The following is a 13259-nucleotide window of genomic DNA, read 5'->3' as shown; positions in this document are numbered from 1 at the left end:
CCCCACAAGTGGCGGGAGATCGGAGCCTCCTCTTGGAAGCGTTTTTGAACTCCCCAACCTTGGAGCAGTAAGGTGCCATACTTTCTGAGGCTCTCAAAAAGGGGACATTTGGGATGAAACCCGAAGCATCGACCCCGGCTTGCCGGGAGATGCTCTGCACTGGATGGCACTAGTGTGGTCTGGACCCTCAAACGGTTCGGATAGGGTCGAAGGCAAGGCGCTGAGAGCCTTGCGTTGTGTAAGAGGACTGAAGGCCGCCCGCGGATGCGTGGCCGCTGGATGGAAACCTTAAGCCAGCGCACTACCAAGAGCGTCTTGCCGTCCCTTCTAAGCCGTATACGATGATATAATTGGTATTAGGCATGCTTTCTTATAGCCCAAAGGCTTCGCGTCAGCATGCAAATAGCTTTCCATTGCTTTCAGGGGTTAGCCAGAAAACGTAGCTATCTGATGTTCAAAGTGAGATGGTACCGACACCCCGGCTCGAACGGGGGACCTCTTGATCCACAATCAAGCGCTCTAACCTACTGAGCTATGTCGGCACTGAGGGGCGAAATAACGGGACGTCCCAGCCATTGCAAGACCCATCTGTTCCTACAACGCCACTTCCCATGCCTGTTCCACCAGATCGACACCAAAGCTGTGTACCGGCTTGGACGATGTGCAGGTCCAGCCAGAACTGCGGTAAAGCGCGCAGGCCGCGACATGGCTTTCATGGGTCCAAAGCTGCATCCGGAGATAGCCTGCATCCCGCGCAAACCCCATACAGGTCGCAAGCATGCGTTTGCCAATCCCAAGCCCCCGCGCCTCGGGGGCAAGAACGAACAGGCGCAACTTCGCCGTCCGATCATCGAGGCGCACGCAAAAGATGCTGCCCAACCGCATACCATCCCGTTCCGCAACCCAGCCGCGTTCGCAGTCCGGATCGTTCTGCGCCTCGAATTCCGTCAGGATCGACGCGACCAGCGGCGCAAACGTCCCGTCAAACCCCTCGACCTCAGAGTAGTGACGACCATGCAGATCCACCAGCCAGTCGAAATCGCCGGGTGCGTAGCGCCGCAATGTCGTGGTCTTGGTCATGCGCAAACTCTGCCCCGCCAGAGCCTTGCAAAACAAGCCCCCCGGCGGTAAGGCCACTGTCTTGAAGCGCAACCCGCCGGAGCACGATCATGGGCATCAACACCGAACGCGATATCGAAGCCAACCTGCAGATCGGCCCCACCGATGCGGCCATGGTGCGCCTGTTCGTTCTGGCCGACGGAATCGAGATCCCGATGGATTTTTCGCCCGAGGAGGCCGACGAAATCGCCGAAGAAATCAAGCTCGCCGCCACCGCCGCCCGCAAGGTCAAGCCCAAGCGCTGAGCATCGCCTCCGGATCGCGCAGCGCGTGCAACCGCCGCGCCGCGTGGACCGCGAATTTGCGGATCAGCTTGGTGCGCCGCGCCGCTGCCAGCTTGTCTTCCGAGGCCATCCGCACGATTTCCGCGTCATAGCCATCAGCAATGATCAGCCCTGTTTCCACCGGCAAAAGCTCTGACGGAAAGTCCAGGTCGACCGCCCAGAAATACCGGTCACACCAGTCAAGATATCCCTCCCATTTCTGGTCCGACTGAAAATCCGCCCGCGAGGATTTGCATTCGACTATCCAGATCTCGCCCTTCGGCCCCAACGCCATCACGTCAACCCGCAGGCCGCGATCCGGCACGAATTCCTCGATCACCGAAAATCCATGGCTGGCAAGGTGACGGCACACCCCGCGGGCCAAAAGCTGTCCGGGCTGGTAAACGGGGGCCTCACCGGGTTGAAGGTCGGTCAAAATCGCCATGCCGAAAAATATGAACATTTCGTGAACAAAATCAAGTCCTCGCTCCAGACCCTTCTTTCCCACGCCAAAAAACTTACCTTGGAAGGAATCACGCAAAGGACATTCCATGCCAGACGAGCACCGCCTGACCCGATCCGAAGCGCGCGGCGTGCGCTACGCCCGCGAGCTCGAAGGCCATCTCAGCTGGCTCGAGACCTTTTCCGGAACCGCCCTTGGCGTATTGGCCGTGGCCTCGGGCATCTACACTTATCTCGGAGTGTCCTCGCTGCTGGATGAAAACGGCGCAATGTCGGTCTTCGCCGCCATCGCCTATTCCGTCGCCGTATCGGTTGGCATCTTTGTTTTCTGGTCCTACCTGATGCGCCTTTTTCCCGCCGTGCGCAGTGCCGGGGCGCGCATCGGGCTCTTGGTGGCGATGGGTCTGGGATCATTGGCCATCATCGCGATGTCCTCCTGGCTCAACGCCGCAGCCCTCGCCGGATCGGCGGCAGTGGAACAGCACCTTGCCAAGACCGTGCAGGATTACCAATCTTCGCTTGAGCGCACCCACGACATCGCCCTGTCCGCCCAATCACTGGAACGTGACGTCGCCCGCGTCCGTCAAAGCTTCGAAGACCTGTCGGAGCAAGAGGCCGAAGGAACCCTGTCGGGCCTCGCCGGGCGTGGAGCCGTCTTTCGTGTCCTGCGCCAGAAATCTGCCGAACTCTCGGCCCTCGAAGACCAGATCGCCCTGCAAACCCCGCGAATCGACACTGCGTTCGAGCGTGGCAACGCAATCCTGTCGCGGATGCGCGCCCTTACCGTGGAACAGGGTCCGGTACAGGCACGTTCGGTGGAATTTTCCACTGCCGCCGTCGAACTGCAGGGCCTGATCTCGCAAATGCGCCAACTCTCCGTTGCTGCCCTCGTCGAACGGGCAGCCCAGGATCTTGGAGACTCGGTTGTCCTGCCCGAACTCGATGGCCGTACCGAAGCCAACCGTGGCGATCAGGCCGCCACCATCACCTCAGTGCTTGATGTGCTGGCCCAACGCGCCGCGACACTCGAAAACGCCGCCAAGGACGTGCTCGCGCTTACGCCGCCCCCGGACGTGACCTACGCGCCCATTTCCTCTGCTGATGCGGTGATCCTTTATGCCCGCAACTTCCTGCCTTCCTGGGCCGGGGCCATCGCGATTGACCTCTTGCCCGCCGTTCTCGTCCTGATCCTCGCCGTCACCCACGCCGCCATCCGTCAGGGGCGCGAAGGGGCCGCTATAGAAGACACGCTGACCCTCGCCGAACTGCGCGCCGCAGTGACCGCCCTGCGCGATGTCGAACAGGTGGCCGAAGGTGTCGTCACACCGCCAGATGACAGAAAACCCGATGCGCAGGTCACGTCTCTCGCAGGGTCAAAGAAATGAACCGCTCCTCGGTCTCTCGCGTCCTGATGGGGGTGCTCATCTTCCAGCTGGGCATCGGTGTGTTGCTGATCGTCGGCGACATGCAGGGCAATTTCCGCTTGCCCAGCTTTGGCCCTGACGCACCGCAACTGACCGAACCGGTCCGGCCCGGCGACCAGCGTCGCCAGTTCTCTCCCGGGCGCGACATGCCCCGCCTTGACCCGGACCGCGACGCGGGCGATCTGCCCACACGGCTGACACTGACGACAACAGACACCCCCGGTCTCTGGCGTCTGGAGGGAGCAATCGAATACGGCGACGCCGATCGCATTGCAGACCAGATCGCCAAGGCCGAATCCCCGCTCGAAACCCTGATCCTGCAAAGCCCCGGAGGATCAGTCCGCGACGCGCTCACCCTTGGCCGCATCCTGCGCCGGGCAGACATCGCAACTCGCGTCCTGCAAGGGGAATACTGTTTCTCCGCCTGCCCTTACCTGTTCGCCGGAGGTACGGACCGCAGCGCCGAAGACGGGGCCGCAATCGGTCTGCATCAACACTATTTTGGCAAAAGCACGATCTTGCCGGCCTTCATCGCCGTTGAGGACATCCAGCGAGGCCAGGGCGAAGTGATGGTCTATCTCGACGAGATGGGAATCAACCCGCTGGTGATGCAACATGCGCTGACCACACCAGCCGATGAAATTTACGTCCTTCTGCCCGAAGAATTAACGACGTACAGAATGGTGACAGACACAAACTGACCCTTGTCTCGGACCGATGCCGGGCTTACCTGTGATGCAGGCGGGTTCTGCCCTTCTCGTGCTAGGTTGCATTCCGGTGGCCTTAAGCAATTCCGAGGGAGTTGGCTCTGTCCGGGCCCTGGTCCGGTTACCCGACGCCCACCTGTACATACAGGTCCTCGGGAATGAGAGAACCACACGGTTGGCGTGGTTCCCGCCGCTTATTTTCTCTGAAAATTTCGCGCCTTACCGCGTGGCGCAGTGGCTTCCACCCGGATCGGCGTCAACGTGATGGGCCGACCGCGATGGTCGTCATCCTCATCGTCATCGTCATATTTCATCAGCATGATCGAAATGCCGAACTGCACACCCGCGAACACGATTCCATTGAACAGCCAAAGCAGGAACACGGCCAGAAACCCGACATCCGTATGCGTCACCAGATGCCACAGGTTCACAACATTGAAATATAGCAGAAGCGTGACAAACACGGCGGACAAAGCGAATCCAATCGCTGTCTGGCGAATATACATCTTGATCAGGTCGGGCATGAGCCACCTCGCTTTCCTGATACGAAGGTAAGCCGCTTCGACCGCATATTCAAAGCGCCCAATCCGCGCAGCCTGCCTCAGAAGGCCTCTGGCCGCGCCTCGCGCGCCATGTGATCCAGAACCGCGTTCACGAATTGCGGCTCTTTGCTTTCGGGGAAAAACGCCCGCGCGATGTCGACATATTCATTGATGATCACCTTGGGCGGCGTTTCCGTCGCCACCAACTCGGCCCCCCCCGCCCGGAACAGCGCCCGCAAGGTCGGGTCGATGCGCGCGATGGGCCATTTGGCCACCAGCCCGCGATCCGTCATCTGGTCGATCTTGGCCTGCCAGTTCACCGCCTCGTCGCAAATCCGGCGAAACAGGTCGACATCCCCCTCGACCAGCGCCTCTCCGTCGATCTGCGCCAGACCGAAGCGGTGATCCAGAAACTCGACCGCCACCCGATCCGCCGACTGACCGGAATGTTCCATCTGGAACAGCGCCTGCACGGCATAAAGCCGCGACGCGGACCGCTTCTGGCGTTTTTCATCCACCTTTTTGGGCGGCTTGGCAGCGTGGCTCATGCGATGTTCGGGTCCTTGGTGTCACCAGCGATCTGGTATTCGTCTTTTGCCGGGACAAACCCGACACCCTTGCGGGCAGACCCCCACTTACGGCTGAGCGCGATCAGGTGCAAGGCAGCAGCAGCAGCCCCGCCGCCTTTGTTCTGCCCATCCGTCTGAGCCCGCACATCGGCCTGCGCCATGTTTTCGACCGTCAGGATGCCATTGCCGATGCACAGCCCCTGAAGCCCCAGCAACGACAGCGCCCGAGAGCTGTCATTGCACACCGTATCATAATGCGTGGTCTCTCCACGAATGATGCAGCCCAACGCAACGTAGCCGTCGAAATTCGACATCCGCTCTGCAATGCCGATGGCCGTCGGAACCTCCAACGCGCCCGGGACTTCGACCAGGTCATGTGTTCCGCCACAGGCTTCGATTTCTGCCCGCGCACCGGCGATCAACTGGTCCGCGATATCCTTGTAATAGGGCGCAACCACGATCAAAATCTTGACCGGCCGGTCAAAATCGGGCCGCGCCAGCGTGTAATGTTCAACAGATGCCGCCATTATCCCAACTCCGAGATTGTGCGCGTTCCGACAATCTCGAGCCCGTAGGCTTCGAGCCCGACAACCTTGGGGGTCGGGGAATTCGTCAGCAGCGTCAGTTTCGACAATCCTAGCGACGACAGGATCTGCGCCCCCAGACCGTACTGGCGCAGCGTCTTGGGCGACACCTCGTCCCCCACGTCTAGCTTCATCGACGTATCACGCAACAGCACAACGACACCGCGGCCTTCTGCGGCCACCGCTTCCATGGCATTGTGAAACTCATTTGCCCGACCCTTCGGCCCCGTCCCCACCACGTCCAGCATCGGGTCCATCGCATGCATCCGCACCAGAACCGGATCGTCCCCCGACAGATCCCCCTTGGTCAGCACGATATGCTCGTCGCCATGGGTTTCGTCAGTATAGATGCGCATGTCCCAGTCACCGCCGAATTCCGACTGGATGGTCTCGTGTTTGCGCACCCGCACCAGATTGTCATTGCGACGGCGATAGGCGATCAGGTCGCTGATCGTGCCGATCTTCAACCCGTGCCGCTGTGCAAAGGCCACAAGTTCGGGCAAGCGCGACATCGACCCGTCTTCGTTCATGATCTCGCAGATCACACCCGCCGCGTTCAGCCCGGCCAGACGACTCACATCCACTGCCGCCTCGGTATGACCGGCCCGCACCAGAACGCCACCGTCCTTGGCGCGCAGCGGGAACACATGCCCCGGCGTCGCGATGTCCTGCGCGCCTTTGGTCCCGTCGATGGCCACCGACACGGTCCGCGCCCGGTCCGCTGCTGAAATCCCAGTCGTCACCCCTTCGCGCGCCTCGATCGACACGGTGAACGCGGTTTCGTGGCGCGACGAGTTGTTGGTGGACATCAGTTGAAGCCCCAACTCCTCGATCCGCTTGGATGTCATCGCAAGGCAGATCAGGCCGCGCCCGTGCATCGCCATGAAATTGATGACATCCGGCGTTGCCCATTGCGCGGGAATCACCAGGTCGCCCTCGTTCTCACGATCCTCGTGATCGACAAGAATGAACATCTTGCCGTTGCGCGCATCCTCGATGATTTCCTCCACCGAGGAAATGGCGTCTTTCCAGTCTTCCTCGACCGGACCGGGGTTTTCATATGTCGTCACGCGGGGGCCTCCGTCATTGCCCTTGCGCACTTAAAACACGGCGCCGGAATTGACCAGTGAAACGTCCCGTACCGATGGACCATACAATTCAGTCGAAAATGTCTTCCAGCACGTCGAACGCTTCCTCGAAAAACCGTTTCGCCAGCGTCTTGCGCTTCTTCTTTTTCTTCTGCCTCGAGAACCCGGCTTCCCGCTCCCAGACCGGCAGCGGCGTCACCGCGCCTTTTTTCTGTTTCGGCCTGGGGCGGTGCGTGTTGACCCGTGTGCTCGAAACAGGGGTCTCCACCACATCGGCCCGCAGCATCTTCATATCATGCAGCGGCGCACCACAGGCCGCACAGCTGAGCTCGTGGCGCGTTTCCCCTTTTAAAACAAGGGCCGCGCGCGTTCCACAATAACAGCAGGTGGCGATTTTGGTTCCAGCGGGCATGGCTTCTCCTTTGGCAAGGATATTGGCACGCGCACCCAATTCCGCAAGTTCAGGGCCGTGCGGCGTAAAGCGCCACAGCCGCCGCGTTCGACACGTTGAGCGATCCGAACGCCTGCGCAAACGGAATTTTCACCAGCGCGTCGCAGGTGTCCTTGGTCTTGGGCCGCAACCCCGGCCCCTCGGCCCCCAGCACCAGCGCAATTGGCCTGTCTCGCACCGGCGCGATGGCCTCGTCGATGGTCTGTTCCGCCTCACCATCCAGCCCGAAGACAACGTAACCCATTGATTTCAAACGCTCCATAGCATCAGAAAGGTTGCGCTCGCGCAGATAGGGCTGCCGCTCCAACGCACCCGATGCGGTTTTTGCCAAGGCCCCTGTTTCCGGTGCCGAATGGTGCAACGTGCCAACCACAGCCGATGCGCCGAACACTTCGGCCGACCGCAGAATCGCCCCGACATTGTGCGGATCGGTCACCCGGTCAAGCATCACCACACGCGGAGGCCCGTCAGGCCCGCCAAGGGCCACGTCCTCCAGCCGTCCCCAGTTGAGCGGCTTCACCTCGAGCGCCGCACCCTGGTGCACGGATTGTGGATCAATCGGCGCATCGAACCGACGCGGATCGCTCATTTCTGGTTCGATTCCAGCCACTTCAATGGCATCCGCCAGTTTGTCCATCGCATTGCGCGTCACCACCAACCGCAACCGTTCGCGGTTAGGATTGACCAGCGCATCGCGCACCGCATGCAACCCGAACAGCCACACTGTCTCTGCCGCAGCGGCCTTCTTGGACTGCTCTTTGGCCACCACCCATTTCGGTTTCTTGACCATCACAGCCCCCTTCTTTGCCTCGAATTTCGCACCTGCCGCTTGATGGGATTTTCCTGTTGACGCCGCAAGGGGGCAATTGTAATCACCCGCTCACGCCAAGGGCCAGCCCTTGAGACGTAAGTGGGCGACAGGCCGCAAGGTGTGGCAGGGGACTGTAACTCCCTCGCGGAGACGCACGCCAGGTTCGATTCCTGGGTCGCCCACCATTTTCCCTGGCGACATGACGTCCCGAATACTGCGCGCTAAACCATGCATTTGTTTGACTTTTATGGATTGTGGCTGTCCTAGTTGCAGCATGACCCAAGTTGAAGACTTACGCACCAAAGCCCGGTTTCTATTCGACGCAGCTGTCGCCGCAGCGGACCCCGCACGCGCTGTGCAACGCGGATTTGCCCAATCTCCCCTCCCACCGCAACAACCCGGTGGCCGGACCATCCTGATTGCCGTGGGCAAAGCCGCCCCCGCCATGCTGGGTGAAGCGTTGAAAGCCATTCCCGACGCCGATGTCGCGCTTGCCGTGACCCACCATGAAAATGACGCCACACTGCAAGGCGCGGAACTCTTGCGCGCAGGCCACCCTGTTCCCGACGAAGCCGGCGCACGGGCCGCGCAGCGTGTGATAGACGTGGTGTCGAAGGCCACGGAAAAGGATCGCATTGTCGCGCTGATCTCGGGCGGAGGGTCCGCCCTGCTGCCCGCACCGCCTCCCGGAGTCAGCCTGACCGACAAGGCGCGGCTGAACGATCTACTGCTGTCGGCCGGTCTCGACATCGTGCAGATGAACCTTGTGCGCCAACAGGTCAGCCTGCTCAAAGGTGGAGGTCTTGCCCGATTGGCCGCTCCCGCTCCGGTCTATGCCTACCTTTTGTCCGACGTGATCGGGGACGACCTGCGCGCCATCGCCTCCGGGCCCACGGTCAGCCCGATCGGGACCGCTGAAGATGCTGTCAAGCTATTGAAATCAAGTGACATATGGGACGCGACCCCTGCATCTATCAGGTCGCATCTTGAACAGGCGCGACATGCGGTGCCTGATCGTCTTCCGCCGACGCAGAACACGCTTGTCGGCTCGAACAGACTGTCGCTTGAAGCGATGGCAAAAGAGGCGCACCAGAACGGACTCACCCCCCGGATCGTCAATGACTCGCTGACCGGAGATGTCAGCGACGCGGCCCGACATGTGCTTACTGAAATGACGGCCAAGGGCGAACCGACAGCCCTGTTGTTCGGTGGCGAAACCACGGTCAAACTGACCGGAACCGGGCGCGGTGGCCGCAATCAGGAACTGGCCCTGCGCATCGCCATGGCAGCCCCGGCACTTGCGGACCAATGGGTTTTTCTGTCCGGCGGCACGGACGGGCGCGATGGTCCAACCGACGCGGCCGGAGGACTGGTCGACAGGGGCACCCTGCCACGGATCAAGGCCGCAGGTGCCGATGCAGAGGCTCTGCTGGCCAACAATGACAGCCACGCAGCCCTCGCAGCCGGAGGGGATCTTCTCATGACGCGGGCCACCGGCACAAATGTCGCGGATGTTCAGGTTTTGCTGATCGCGCCCTGACGGCCTTCAAACCGTTGCAGGGACACACCTGCTTCGGCCAGCGCCGTACGAACCGTCCGTGCGATCTGTACGGCTGTTGCCCCGTCCCCATGCAGACAGATCGTGTCCACAGCCGCCGGAATGTGCGTGCCGCTTTCGGTGATGATCGCCCCCGCCTTGACCATGTCGACCATGCGCTGACCCGCCACATCCGCATCATGGATCACCGCGCCGGGCAGGCTTCGGTCCACCAGCGTCGCATCATCATTGTAGGCCCGATCGGCAAAAATCTCGCCCGCCCAGCGACAGCCCAGGGCTTCGACCGCCGTCTGCTGCTGCGTGGCGGTCAGCACCATGATGATGATGTCCGGATCGACCGAAAGCGCGCCTTCATAACAGGCGCGTGCCATGTCCGCGTCTTCGGAACTCATGTTCGACAACGCACCATGCAGCTTGAGATGGCGCACCTGCCCCCCAACAGACCGCGCCATCGCCTGCGCCGCGCCCAATTGATATCGCACGAGATTTCGCAGACTGTCGGGACCAAGCTGCATGCGTCGGCGGCCAAAACCCTGCAAGTCCGGAAACCCCGGATGCGCGCCGATTCCAACGTCGTTTGCCACCGCCAGCGCCATCGTCTGTTCCATCACATCCCAGTCGCCCGCGTGAAAGCCACACGCCACGTTGGCCGAGGTGATCACCTGCAACAGGTCCGCATCCGACCCCATCGGCCAGGGACCAAAGCTTTCGCCCATATCGGCGTTCAGATCGACATGCATGGTCTAGTCCTCTCTGTCAGGCCCGTCGCCCGCCGTTGCACCACTGATCAGCTGATAGCTTAGCAAATCGCGGATCTGTGCCGGGTCGCGCACCAAGGGGGTGCATGATTCGGGTAATTGCGCCAGATGGCTCTGCATCCGCTCTTGCGCACGCAGCGCCTCGTCGCGCGACACGAAACTGAATCGCAGCACGCCGCCTGCCGGGGCTTGCACCGCGCGGGGCAGATCGGCGGGAATCACTGTACCGATGCGCGGATACCCGCCCGTGGTCTGGCTTTCCCCCAGCAGCAGAAAGGGCGTGCCATCGCCGGTGACCTGAATGTCGCCGGTCAGGATGGTTTCGGACAGGATGTTCAACGCCTCGGAGGTCGAGAAGCCCTCGCCTTCCGATGTCAGGCGAATCCCCATCCGATTGGCCCGTGCGTCGCGGTGAAAAACCGTCTCGGCAAAGCGCTGCTGCGTGGCGTTGTCGAACAGGGGTGTCTGAAAACTGTCGATCAACCGCAGCGTCCCGCCGTCAAAACGCGCATCCTGCGGCAGGACAAGCCCGACATCGGTGCCTTTGTCTGGCCCCACAGGCAACCTGTCCCCAGCCTGCACCATGCCTCCGACACCCGCCGCCAGATGCGCAGAGCGCGCGCCAAGATGTGTTGGCGTGTCAAACCCGCCGCCCACATGCAGATAGCCGTAACTTCCCGCAGTTGCGCCCCCAATCTCAAGCCGGGCACCGGCAGGCAGAGCATGCGACGCGTTCCAGACCAACGGCGCGCCATCCAGTTGCGCGCGCATCGGCGCACCGGTCAACGCGATGCGCAATGGGGTGGTGGCCTCGAACACACCACCTGATCCGGGAAGCTCGAGCGTGGCAAGCTCTGGAGATTGGCGCAGCAATGCCGCGCCTTCCGCAAGCGCCAGCCGATCCGCCGCACCGCCTCTGGAAAGGCCATAGGCCAGGTACCCTGTGCGGCCCCTGTCCTGAACCGTTGCACCGGGCGCGATGCGATGGACATGCAGCGCGCCGCTCATCGGATCGCCTCGATCCTGGCACCGCCATCCGGATCATCGCGCAACTGCTCCAGCACATCGCGGGACACCGGAACAAATTGCACCTCGTCCCCCGGCCGCAGGAAAAACGGCGTGTCGCTGTCGGGTCGGAACAGCTTCAGCGCGGTTTGCCCGACATGCCGCCACCCTGTCGGGCTTGAGACGGAAAACAGCACCAATTGGCGGATCGCCACCACCAGCGCGCCTTCCGGCACAGCTTTGGTCAGGGCTGTCTGACGGGGAATGTCCCATTCCTGTGGCAACAGGCCCAGATAGGGCTGGCCCGGCGCGAATCCGATGGTCTGCACCCGCACACGCGCGTCCGACAGGGTCTGTTGCGCAGCCTCGGGCGACAGTCCGGCGGCCTGCGCCGCCTCCTCCAATTGGGGAGCAAGGTCGGTTCCGTAAACCGTGGGAACCTGAACAAAACGCCGCCCATCCGGCAACGGCGCATCATACCAATCCTGCCCGGACAACAGCGACGTCAGCCGCCTTGTCAGCGTTTCAAGACGCAGGTGCAACGGGTCGAACCGCACGAAAACCGACACAAGCGACGGGGCGCATTCCTCGACACCGTCGATGCCCGCGCGGCCGACAGCCGACGCAAACGCCAGCGCGGCCCTGTTTGCAGGTTCGCTCAGCTCGGTTGCGAAACTGACCAGAACGCCGTCAAGACCCGCTGCGCGGATCACTGGCTCAAGGGGGTTGGAATTCATGCCATCCATATCAAAGCCCTAACATGGCGGCGGGACGAGGCAAGCGGCTAGTGGATTTTATCCGGGTTGGGCGCTGCCTGCTCAACCGCCTCGATGGCCGCTTCGATGTCTTCGGGGTCGTCGGACGGCACGGCATATTGCCCATTCAACCAGCGCGCCAGATCGACGTCCGCGCAACGTTTCGAACAGAACGGACGTGTGTCCGGGTTGGTATCCTTGCCGCAGATGGGACAGCTCATGTCAGCACCTCGCTCAGGGACAGTCGGTCACGTTTGCGTTGTAACTCGATATGCCCCAGCGGAGTCCACCCCACAAACACGGTTTCCACGCTGTCGCGTTTCAGCGACGCGCGCAGGGCGCTTTCGATCAGGCGACGGTCCTTCTTGGCTGTCGGGGCCGGATCAATCACAATCTGTCCACCAAGGCCACGCAGCCGCAATTGGCGCGGCAGGTCTTTCACAGCCGCCAGATTGGCTTTCAGACCAGCAGCGGGGCTGGTGTCGCCGCCGGTGTTCACATCGACCGCCACCAAAGCGCGGGTCGGCTCAATCGCCATCGACGCAGAGCCACCCAGCGGCACATCACGGGCTTTCAACCCGTCAAGCACATCCAGAATGCCATGCAATTCAAAGCTGCCATCGGCACTGTCGATCTCGGCATTGTCGGTCCATTCGCGCCATGCCAGCAGATGCGGCCCGTCCCCTTCGACGAGCGTTTCAGCATCGCCCGTGGCATCCGCCATCACCTTCGCGGCCAGATCGGCCATCGCCGCGATGTCATCGGCAATCTCGCCCGGATCGGCGCCTTCGCACGAAGACCGCAGGATCAGACCAAAACCGCCGCCTTCCATGATCTCGTGCGCAATTTCCAAAAGGCTTTCGCGCGCATCGTCATCCTTGATCCGGCGCGACACGTTGATCCCCGGCGCATCCGGTGTGACGATGGCATAGCGGCTCTTGAACAGCACCTTGTGTGTGACGGGAATCGCCTTTCCGGGTTCTCCATAGCCCGTGACCTGCACCAAAAGCGTCTGTCCGGGGGCCAAACCCTTGACCTGCCGCACAAAGGCAGACCCGTCGGGCGTGCGCAGGAACATCCCACCTTGCCCCTTCATCGGACGTTCAACAATCGCGCGATAGATCGTCCCCGGCGCAGGCTGGTCGGTGTCGAAGAACAGGTCT

General features: G+C 61.7%; 17 protein-coding genes and 2 tRNA genes. 5 read left to right on the top strand and 14 right to left on the bottom strand.

From position 1 onward, the window contains the following. Positions 1 to 465: 465 nt before the first annotated feature. Both ACTIEN_RS19425 and ACTIEN_RS19420 read right to left on the bottom strand, forming a co-directional pair. Positions 466 to 542, bottom strand: a tRNA-His gene (locus ACTIEN_RS19425). Between the two features lie 52 nt (positions 543 to 594). Continuing rightward, a complete protein-coding gene (locus ACTIEN_RS19420) occupies positions 595 to 1080 on the bottom strand; it encodes a GNAT family N-acetyltransferase (RefSeq protein WP_439524803.1) in 486 nt (161 codons plus the stop codon). Between the two features lie 89 nt (positions 1081 to 1169). Between ACTIEN_RS19420 and ACTIEN_RS19415 the strand changes: the two genes are divergently transcribed. After that, on the top strand, positions 1170 to 1364 hold the full coding sequence (locus tag ACTIEN_RS19415) for a DUF6324 family protein (protein WP_439524802.1): 195 nt from the start codon (positions 1170 to 1172) through the stop codon (positions 1362 to 1364). Here the strand turns inward: ACTIEN_RS19415 and ACTIEN_RS19410 are convergent. Beyond that, positions 1348 to 1827 carry an MmcB family DNA repair protein gene (locus tag ACTIEN_RS19410; RefSeq protein ID WP_439524818.1) on the bottom strand — a complete coding sequence of 160 codons (480 nt, stop codon included), beginning with the start codon at positions 1825 to 1827 and terminating at the stop codon, positions 1348 to 1350. The genes ACTIEN_RS19415 and ACTIEN_RS19410 overlap by 17 nt on opposite strands. Before the next feature lie 106 nt (positions 1828 to 1933). Here ACTIEN_RS19410 and ACTIEN_RS19405 point away from each other — a divergent pair, with 106 nt between their 5' ends. Next, on the top strand, positions 1934 to 3229 hold the full coding sequence (locus ACTIEN_RS19405) for a hypothetical protein (RefSeq protein ID WP_439524801.1): 1296 nt from the start codon (positions 1934 to 1936) through the stop codon (positions 3227 to 3229). Further along, entirely contained in the window at positions 3226 to 3969 is a 744-nt protein-coding gene (locus ACTIEN_RS19400) for a hypothetical protein (protein ID WP_439524800.1), read from the top strand. The genes ACTIEN_RS19405 and ACTIEN_RS19400 overlap by 4 nt, the downstream gene beginning before the upstream one ends. Before the next feature lie 200 nt (positions 3970 to 4169). Here the strand turns inward: ACTIEN_RS19400 and ACTIEN_RS19395 are convergent, their stop codons facing one another. The 6 genes from ACTIEN_RS19395 to rlmB form a co-directional block, all read right to left on the bottom strand. Beyond that, entirely contained in the window at positions 4170 to 4499 is a 330-nt protein-coding gene (locus ACTIEN_RS19395; protein WP_439524799.1) for a hypothetical protein, read from the bottom strand. A 77-nt stretch (positions 4500 to 4576) separates the two neighbouring features. After that, a complete protein-coding gene (gene nusB, locus ACTIEN_RS19390; protein ID WP_439524798.1) occupies positions 4577 to 5065 on the bottom strand; it encodes a transcription antitermination factor NusB in 489 nt (162 codons plus the stop codon). Next, positions 5062 to 5613 (bottom strand): 6,7-dimethyl-8-ribityllumazine synthase, encoded by a 552-nt coding sequence (locus ACTIEN_RS19385; protein WP_439524797.1) that lies wholly within the window; start codon positions 5611 to 5613, stop codon positions 5062 to 5064. Before ACTIEN_RS19385 ends, nusB begins: the two co-directional genes overlap by 4 nt. After that, positions 5613 to 6740, bottom strand: a complete 1128-nt coding sequence (gene ribB, locus ACTIEN_RS19380; RefSeq protein ID WP_439524796.1) for a 3,4-dihydroxy-2-butanone-4-phosphate synthase — start codon at positions 6738 to 6740, stop codon at positions 5613 to 5615. The genes ACTIEN_RS19385 and ribB overlap by 1 nt, the downstream gene beginning before the upstream one ends. An 88-nt stretch (positions 6741 to 6828) precedes the next feature. After that, positions 6829 to 7170, bottom strand: a complete 342-nt coding sequence (locus ACTIEN_RS19375; RefSeq protein ID WP_439524817.1) for a hypothetical protein — start codon at positions 7168 to 7170, stop codon at positions 6829 to 6831. Between the two features lie 49 nt (positions 7171 to 7219). After that, positions 7220 to 7999, bottom strand: a complete 780-nt coding sequence (gene rlmB, locus ACTIEN_RS19370) for a 23S rRNA (guanosine(2251)-2'-O)-methyltransferase RlmB (RefSeq protein WP_439524795.1) — start codon at positions 7997 to 7999, stop codon at positions 7220 to 7222. A gap of 122 nt (positions 8000 to 8121) precedes the next feature. On the opposite strand from rlmB, the gene ACTIEN_RS19365 reads away from it, so the two are divergent. Both ACTIEN_RS19365 and ACTIEN_RS19360 read left to right on the top strand, forming a co-directional pair. Then, positions 8122 to 8205 (top strand) — tRNA-Tyr (locus tag ACTIEN_RS19365). A gap of 89 nt (positions 8206 to 8294) precedes the next feature. Continuing rightward, entirely contained in the window at positions 8295 to 9560 is a 1266-nt protein-coding gene (locus ACTIEN_RS19360) for a glycerate kinase type-2 family protein (RefSeq protein ID WP_439524794.1), read from the top strand. Here ACTIEN_RS19360 and ACTIEN_RS19355 read toward each other — a convergent pair. The 5 genes from ACTIEN_RS19355 to ACTIEN_RS19335 all read right to left on the bottom strand — a co-directional run. Further along, positions 9536 to 10318, bottom strand: coding sequence for a LamB/YcsF family protein (locus tag ACTIEN_RS19355; protein WP_439524793.1), 783 nt, complete (start codon positions 10316 to 10318; stop codon positions 9536 to 9538). The two genes, ACTIEN_RS19360 and ACTIEN_RS19355, sit on opposite strands and share 25 nt — an antisense overlap. Positions 10319 to 10321: 3 nt before the next feature. Beyond that, complete coding sequence (locus ACTIEN_RS19350) at positions 10322 to 11344, bottom strand: biotin-dependent carboxyltransferase family protein (RefSeq protein WP_439524792.1); 1023 nt, start codon at positions 11342 to 11344, stop codon at positions 10322 to 10324. Further along, positions 11341 to 12078, bottom strand: a complete 738-nt coding sequence (locus ACTIEN_RS19345) for a 5-oxoprolinase subunit B family protein (RefSeq protein WP_439524791.1) — start codon at positions 12076 to 12078, stop codon at positions 11341 to 11343. The genes ACTIEN_RS19350 and ACTIEN_RS19345 overlap by 4 nt, the downstream gene beginning before the upstream one ends. Positions 12079 to 12125: 47 nt before the next feature. Further along, positions 12126 to 12317 (bottom strand): DNA gyrase inhibitor YacG, encoded by a 192-nt coding sequence (locus ACTIEN_RS19340; protein WP_439524790.1) that lies wholly within the window; start codon positions 12315 to 12317, stop codon positions 12126 to 12128. After that, positions 12314 to 13259: ribonuclease E/G (locus ACTIEN_RS19335; RefSeq protein WP_439524789.1), on the bottom strand; the 946-nt coding region annotated here is incomplete at its 5' end. The genes ACTIEN_RS19335 and ACTIEN_RS19340, both read right to left, overlap by 4 nt.

Origin of the sequence: Marivita sp. (assembly GCF_051859345.1) — a bacterium.
GTDB lineage: Bacteria > Pseudomonadota > Alphaproteobacteria > Rhodobacterales > Rhodobacteraceae > Marivita.
The sequence above is the reverse complement of the archived record's forward strand: the minus strand, read 5'-3'. Positions and strand labels throughout refer to the sequence as shown.